Annotated in this window: 6 protein-coding genes, 1 pseudogene and 1 riboswitch; of the genes and pseudogenes, 3 read left to right on the forward strand and 4 right to left on the reverse strand. The window is 71.0% G+C overall.

The features are described 5' to 3' along the window. Positions 1–7: 7 nt before the first annotated feature. The 4 genes from ACH5AC_RS27405 to ACH5AC_RS27420 all read right to left on the reverse strand — a co-directional run bounded on the left by ACH5AC_RS27405 (position 8) and on the right by ACH5AC_RS27420 (position 3,741). The gene (locus ACH5AC_RS27405) at positions 8–1,015 is read right to left on the reverse strand and encodes an ABC transporter permease (RefSeq protein ID WP_398864823.1); all 1,008 of its coding nucleotides are present in this window, start codon (positions 1,013–1,015) and stop codon (positions 8–10) included. A 311-nt stretch (positions 1,016–1,326) separates the two neighbouring features. Next, complete coding sequence (locus ACH5AC_RS27410; protein ID WP_398864824.1) at positions 1,327–2,130, reverse strand: enhanced serine sensitivity protein SseB C-terminal domain-containing protein; 804 nt, start codon at positions 2,128–2,130, stop codon at positions 1,327–1,329. Between the two features lie 129 nt (positions 2,131–2,259). Beyond that, a complete protein-coding gene (locus ACH5AC_RS27415) occupies positions 2,260–3,030 on the reverse strand; it encodes an enhanced serine sensitivity protein SseB (protein ID WP_398864825.1) in 771 nt (256 codons plus the stop codon). Positions 3,031–3,084: 54 nt separating this feature from the next. Beyond that, on the reverse strand, positions 3,085–3,741 hold the full coding sequence (locus ACH5AC_RS27420) for an AAA family ATPase (RefSeq protein WP_398864826.1): 657 nt from the start codon (positions 3,739–3,741) through the stop codon (positions 3,085–3,087). 187 nt (positions 3,742–3,928) lie between these two features. Continuing rightward, a riboswitch (glycine riboswitch) is annotated at positions 3,929–4,029 on the forward strand. Between the two features lie 205 nt (positions 4,030–4,234). On the opposite strand from ACH5AC_RS27420, the gene gcvT reads away from it, so the two are divergent. The 3 genes and pseudogenes from gcvT to ACH5AC_RS27435 all read left to right on the forward strand — a co-directional run. Then, positions 4,235–5,362, forward strand: a complete 1,128-nt coding sequence (gcvT, locus tag ACH5AC_RS27425) for a glycine cleavage system aminomethyltransferase GcvT (RefSeq protein WP_398864827.1) — start codon at positions 4,235–4,237, stop codon at positions 5,360–5,362. Positions 5,363–5,460: 98 nt separating this feature from the next. Continuing rightward, positions 5,461–5,838 (forward strand): glycine cleavage system protein GcvH, encoded by a 378-nt coding sequence (gene gcvH / locus ACH5AC_RS27430; RefSeq protein ID WP_398864828.1) that lies wholly within the window; start codon positions 5,461–5,463, stop codon positions 5,836–5,838. 8 nt (positions 5,839–5,846) lie between these two features. Further along, positions 5,847–6,079, forward strand: a pseudogene (locus ACH5AC_RS27435) (serine hydroxymethyltransferase); the annotation flags it as partial.

A 6,079-nucleotide genomic window follows, 5' to 3' on the forward strand; every position in this document is an offset into this window, starting at 1 on the left:
CGGCGGCTCAGCGCCCGGCCTTCGGGTCCAGCGCGTCCCGGACGCCGTCGCCGAAGAGGTTGAAGGCAAGGACGGTGATGAAGATCGCCACGCCCGGGACCACCATGTACATGGGGTCGGATTCGTAGTAGTCGAGCGCGCTCGACAGCATCTGCCCCCAGGACGCCGTGGGCGGCTTGACGCCCACGCCCAGGAAGCTGAGGGCCGCCTCGGTGAGGATGTTGGTGGGGATCATCATCGTCGTGTACACGATGATCGGCGCGACGAGGTTGGGCAGCAGTTCCTTGAACAGGATGTAGATGCGCCCGGCCCCCAGCGAACGGGCGGCCTCCACGTACTCGCGTTCGCGCAGCGACAGCGTCTGGCCGCGCACGACGCGTCCGATGTAGGGCCAGCCGAAGAAGCCGATGACCACGATCATCACGAACACACGCACGTTGGAACCGGTCAGGCCCAGCAGCTCGTCCGGCATGACCGACACCAGGGCGATGATGAACAGCAGCTGCGGGAAGGCCAGCAGACCGTCCATCACACGGCTGATGACGGAGTCCACCCAGCCGCCGAAGAACCCGGCGAGGACGCCGAGGACCGTGCCGAGGACCACCGCGACGAGCGCCGACAGGAAGCCGACCAGCAGCGAGATACGAGCGCCGTAGAGGATGCGGGCGAAGATGTCGCGGCCGTTGACCGGCTCGACCCCCAGCAGGTGCTCACCGCTGATGCCGCCCAACGAGCCCGTGGGGGTGCCGAACAGAGGGTCGATCAGTTCCTCGTGGTACTCGTTCGGGTCCTGTCCCAGCAGGTTGGTGATGACCGGGGCGAGCAGCGCGACCGTGATGAGGACGAGCACCACGATGCCGCCCGTCAGGGCGAGCTTGTCCCGCTTCAGCCGCTCCCAGGCGATCCGGCCCAGGGAGCGTCCCTGAACGGCCTTCGCGCCGGCGGTGGCGACCGCCGCTTCGTCGGCCGCGCTCGGGGCCGCCTCCGCGGTCGGCTCGTGCAATGGTGCCGTCATCTGGCAGGGACCCCTCTCAACCGGCGGTGACCGGCCCGCACTTGCCGCTGTAGCGGCGTCATCAGCCTTCGTACACAGGGGCGAACACCCAGACGAACACCCCTGGAGCGGGAGTCTTCAACGGTTCGGCGAACGGTTACCAGACTTGACGGTGAATGGATGCATAAACGTGATCCGGGCTGCGAGGTTCCGTTATCCGGACGGGGAGTCGCGGGGGGCGGACGCGAGGGCATGCCGAAGGGCCGGTTCGCGCAGTGCGGAACCGGCCCCGGGGTACTGCTGAAGGCGGTGTCTCAGTACGTCGCTGTGGCTCAGTACGGCCTGGGGTAGCCGTATCCGCCCGCCGCAGGCGCCTGGGCCGGGGCGGGGGGCGGCGGGGCCGCGTGGGCCTCGCGGTCGTAGAACGGGCGGGCGTTGGCCCGCATCCACATCGCGACCGGGTCGTACTCGTCGGTCATCGAGACCGTCGACACCGGCAGCCCGTCGGGTACGGCGCCCACGGACTGCTGCATCATCGCGCGTACCGCGTCCACGGCCTGCGGCGAGGTGTCGTACACGTCCAGGCCGATGGCCAGATACGGCGCGCCGAGCGCCGGCTGCACCCAGGCGCGGCGCAGCGAGCGGATCGCCGGCGTGCGGTGGGCGTTCTGCGCGAGCAGGGCGTAGAACTGCGGGATCTCGATGGCCGGTTCGGACAGCCGCAGCGGGCCGGGGGGCTGGCGGTCCAGCCCGGTCGCGATGCGGCGCAGATCGAGCCAGGGGATGCCGACGCCGCCGCCCGGGGCGTGCGGGTTGAGCCACAGGCCGTAGTGGTCCGGGTAGAGGGTGCGGGCCACGTCCAGGCCGTCGACCACCTCGTACGACCGGTTCCAGCCGCTGGCCGACAGCTCCTGGGCGGAGGTGACGCACGGGGCGTAGCCGTGGCCGTCGACCTCCATGCTGCCGTACTGGGCGTCGGGAGAACCGGCCTGGCCGTGCCACAGCAGCATCCAGATCTGGCCGGTGGCGGGCGTGGCGAGTGCGCGGAGCAACGCCTCATAGGCGTCGTAACGCCCGGGCGTGACTTGGCGCAGCATGTGCTCGACCTGGCCGGTCGCCGTGCCGCTCGCGCTCACGTTTACCGCCCTTTCAGAAGTTGCCCCGCGTTTGGGTCCAGCTTAAGCGCCTCAGGAGGTGGGGCCTGGTGTCCGTCTTGCGGGTGCCGGTCGTCGGTGGCTGGTCGCGCAGTTCCCCGCGCCCCTTGCTTACGTCCCCTGGGTGTAGAAGGGCCGTACGTTTTGCCTCATCCAGTCGGCCACCGGGTCCTCCGCTGCCACGTCGAGGAGGATCAGGTTCACCGGCCACCGCACGGGGACCTTGCCCAGGGCCCGCCCCAAGGCGTCGAGAGGCTCGGCGCGCAGGTCGCCGTCCCACTGGGAGAGTTCGACGCCTATGAACATGACGGGGGCGTCGGTCTCGACCGTTGCGAGGCAGCGGCGGGCCGTGTGGACCGTGGGGGTTGCCGCGAACTCCCGTGTCGCCGCGGAGAGGAAGTCGACCGGGTCGTCCTGCCAGTCGGGTTCGTAGAGGCGGACGCGGGCGCCGGTGGCGGGGCCGTCGAGGGGGGTGCGGCCGGCGCGGCAGAGTTCGGCGACCGCGGGCGGCGGCAGCGGGATGCCCACCGTGCCGTCGGGGTTGACGGCGATGCCGACCTGCGGGGGCAGGCCGCGGGCGAACTCCACGGCCGGGGCGATGGCGTACGACATATGCGCCCCGACGACCTGGCGGAACTGTTCCTCGGAGCTGAAGACGGGGACGTACGCCTGACCCTCGATCTCCAGTGTGGGCAGATCGAGGGGGACGCTGTCGGGGCCGCCGCCGCCCGGCAGCGGCACCCAGACGAAGCTGCGGCCGAGGACCTCCACGATCCGACCGCCGGCGCCCGGGACGCCGAGGGAGGCGGAGAGCACCTCCTCCAGCTCGTTGCCGGGCCAGCCGCCGTGCGGTTGGGGGTGTGCCTGTGCCGGGAAGTCCATCGTGTGTCTACCGCCTGCCGGGAACCGCTCTGTCGTGGCTGAAAGGCTAGCGGGTCATCGGCCGGTGAAACCCATGCGCGTCAGCGCGTTCGCCGCGTCCCGGTCCAGGACGACCGCCGAGCCGCAGCCGCGCGGCAGCCGGCCCCGCTCCACCGCGCGCAACAGGCGGGCGGCGGCCCGGCGGTGGCGCAGGAAGGCGTAGCGGGAGACGCCCCGGCCTCGGGCGCGCTGGCCTTCGAGCGCGGTGTCCGGGGTGACGTCGAGGATCAGCAGGTGCAGCCGGCCGCCGCGGCGGCGGGCCTCGCGGGCCAGCCAGGCCCGCACCCAGCTCTGGGTGCCGCAGTCGTGCACGACGATGCCCTCGCCGGTGCGCAGGGCGCGGCGCAGCCCGGCGTAGTGGGCGAGGCGGACCAGGGGGCGGTAGACGGCGTACGGCAGGAGGCGGGGGGCTCGGGTGTCGAAGCGGTCGCGGGTGTCCTGGGAGTCGATGCGCGGGCCCTTGACCGTGCGGCGCATGAGCGTGGACTTGCCGCTGCCCGGCAGGCCGGTGATCACTACCAGGTCGTGGGGGCCGAAGAGCAGGGCGCGGGGGCTGTGGCCGGCGCGGGAGCGCAGGTCGCGGACGACCGCGCGGGTCTGCAGGGCGGGGGCCGTGGGCTGCTCGGGCAGCGTGATGCCCGATGTGGTCGCGTACGCCGTGGTCCTGTTCACGTCATCGTCCTCCCCTGAGGTCAGGTGGTGACCTCCCCAACGTGCGTAAAGAGAAGGTAATGCCGAACGTACTGGCGGCGCCCTCGCGTTTTCGTGCGCGTACCGCCACAGGCCGGTTACAGATACGGCCTGCCGTGAGGCGGGGGCGGCGTGCAATGATGTGCGCGCCAACTGCATACCGGCCGCTTGAATCCGCGCGGGAGAGTCCCCAGGTCCTTGGACGTCTGGGGCGCCGAAGGAGCAAGTCCCTCCCTTGAATCTCTCAGGCCCCGTTACCGCGCGGGCGAGGCACATCTGAAAAGCGGGTCGCCCCCTCGGGGGTGGCTCCACCCAAGGTGCAAGCCGTGGTCGCCCCTGTGGCGGTCTCGGCGAACCTCTCAGGTTCCGATGACAGATGGGGAGGACCCTTTCTTGGGTACCTTCCTCGCCTTCCCCCACGCTCGACTTCGCTCGCGCGGGGGGACCCCCATCGCCTCTGGGAGACGACCGACCGATGAGCAGTACTGAACCCCGTGAGCTTCGTCGCACCGCGCTCGACGCGCTGCACCGTTCGCTCGGCGCGACGATGACCGACTTCGCCGGCTGGGACATGCCACTGCGCTACGGCTCCGAGCGCGAGGAGCACCTCGCGGTGCGCACCAGGGCCGGGCTGTTCGACCTCTCCCACATGGGCGAGATCACCGTGACCGGCGCCGAGGCGGCGGCCTTCCTCAACTTCGCGCTGGTCGGCAACATCGCCTCGGTCGGCGTGGGACGCGCCCGGTACACCATGATCTGCCAGGCCGACGGCGGCATCCTGGACGACCTGATCGTCTACCGGCTCGCCGAGACCGAGTACATGGTGGTCGCCAACGCCTCCAACGCCCAGGTCGTACTGGACGCGCTGACCGAGCGGGTGGCGGGCTTCGACGCCGAGGTGCGCGACGACCGCGACGCGTACGCGCTGATCGCCGTGCAGGGCCCCGAGTCGCCGGGGATCCTCGCCTCGCTCACCGACGCCGATCTCGACGGCCTGAAGTACTACGCGGGCCTGCCCGGCACGGTCGCCGGTGTCCCCGCGCTGATCGCCCGCACCGGCTACACCGGCGAGGACGGCTTCGAGCTGTTCGTGAAGCCCGAGCACGCCGTGGAGCTGTGGCAGGCGCTGACCAAGGCCGGCGAGGGCGTCGGCCTGATCCCCTGCGGCCTGTCCTGCCGCGACACCCTGCGTCTGGAGGCGGGCATGCCGCTGTACGGGCACGAGCTGACGACGTCCCTGACGCCGTTCGACGCCGGGCTCGGCCGCGTGGTGAAGTTCGAGAAGGCCGGCGACTTTGTCGGGCGTGCGGCGCTGACCGAGGCCGCCGAGCGCGCCGCCTCCCAGCCGCCGCGTGTCCTGGTCGGCCTGGTCGCCGAGGGCCGCCGGGTCCCGCGCGCCGGGTACGCCGTGGTCGCCGACGGCCAGGTGATCGGCGAGGTCACCTCCGGCGCCCCCTCCCCCACCCTGGGCAAGCCGATCGCGATGGCGTACGTCGACGCCGCGCACGCCGCTCCGGGCACGCCGGGCGTCGGCGTGGACATCCGGGGCAGCCATGAGCCGTACGAGGTCGTGGCGCTGCCGTTCTACAAGCGCCAGAAGTAGACACCGACCGTGACGCTGGGCACATTTCCGCTGCTCACGCACGCCTCCAGCAGTCCCCCATTCATCAGCACTCCCCCGCGTACAGGAGAATTCAGGCCATGAGCAACCCCCAGCAGCTGCGCTACAGCAAGGAGCACGAGTGGCTGTCGGCCGCCGAGGACGGCGTGTCGACGGTCGGCATCACGGAGCACGCGGCCAACGCGCTCGGCGATGTCGTCTTCGTCCAGCTCCCGGAGGTCGGTGACACGGTGACCGCGGGCGAGACCTGCGGCGAGCTGGAGTCGACCAAGTCGGTCAGCGACCTGTACGCCCCGGTGACCGGCGAGGTCACCGAGGTCAACGAGGACGTCGTCAACGACCCCTCGCTGGTGAACTCCGCCCCCTTCGAGGGCGGCTGGCTGTTCAAGGTACGTGTCACGGACGAGCCCGCCGACCTGCTCTCCGCCGACGAGTACACCGCCTTTTCCGCCGGCTGAGGAGACGTATGTCCGTCCTGAACACGCCCCTGCACGAGCTCGACCCGGAGGTCGCCGCGGCGGTCGACGCCGAGCTGAACCGCCAGCAGTCCACCCTGGAGATGATCGCCTCCGAGAACTTCGCCCCCCTGGCGGTTATGGAGGCCCAGGGCTCCGTCCTGACCAACAAGTACGCCGAGGGCTACCCCGGCCGCCGCTACTACGGCGGCTGCGAACACGTCGACGTCACCGAACAGATCGC

Source organism: Streptomyces sp. NPDC018693 (assembly GCF_044391385.1).
Lineage (GTDB): Bacteria > Actinomycetota > Actinomycetes > Streptomycetales > Streptomycetaceae > Streptomyces.

Coding starts and splice junctions, on each gene's coding strand:
- gcvT (WP_398864827.1), top strand. CDS start 4,235: ATGAGCAGTACTGAACCCCGTGAGCTTCGTCGCACCGCGCTCGACGCG.
- ACH5AC_RS27415 (WP_398864825.1), bottom strand. CDS start 3,030: ATGGACTTCCCGGCACAGGCACACCCCCAACCGCACGGCGGCTGGCCC.
- ACH5AC_RS27405 (WP_398864823.1), bottom strand. CDS start 1,015: ATGACGGCACCATTGCACGAGCCGACCGCGGAGGCGGCCCCGAGCGCG.
- gcvH (WP_398864828.1), top strand. CDS start 5,461: ATGAGCAACCCCCAGCAGCTGCGCTACAGCAAGGAGCACGAGTGGCTG.